Below are 237 nucleotides of genomic sequence, written 5' to 3'. Positions count from 1 at the left end.
ACGGCACCACTGCGTGCCGCCAGACGCGCAGCGCGCACCTTGGTCGCCATACCACCGCGCCCCAGCTTGCCACCACCACCGGCCATGGCGATCAGCGCATCATCTTCTGCCCGCGCCTCGGAGACAAAGGCCGCATCGGGATTGGAGCGCGGATCAGCCTCGAACAACCCCAACTGATCAGTCAGCAAAATCAACCCATCCGCCTCGATCAGATTGGCCACCAGAGCACCCAGAGTA

The 237-nt window shown here is 63.7% G+C and carries 1 protein-coding gene; it reads right to left on the bottom strand.

Annotated features, from left to right (window positions below; all coding sequences use genetic code 11):
• Positions 1-237: amino acid kinase family protein (locus tag MO867_RS23100; protein WP_444875294.1), on the bottom strand; the 237-nt coding region annotated here is incomplete at both ends.

Origin of the sequence: Microbulbifer okhotskensis (assembly GCF_023895975.1) — a bacterium.
Lineage (GTDB): Bacteria > Pseudomonadota > Gammaproteobacteria > Pseudomonadales > Cellvibrionaceae > Microbulbifer > Microbulbifer okhotskensis.
Note: the sequence above shows the minus strand (reverse complement) of the source record. Positions and strands in the feature narration are given on the sequence as shown.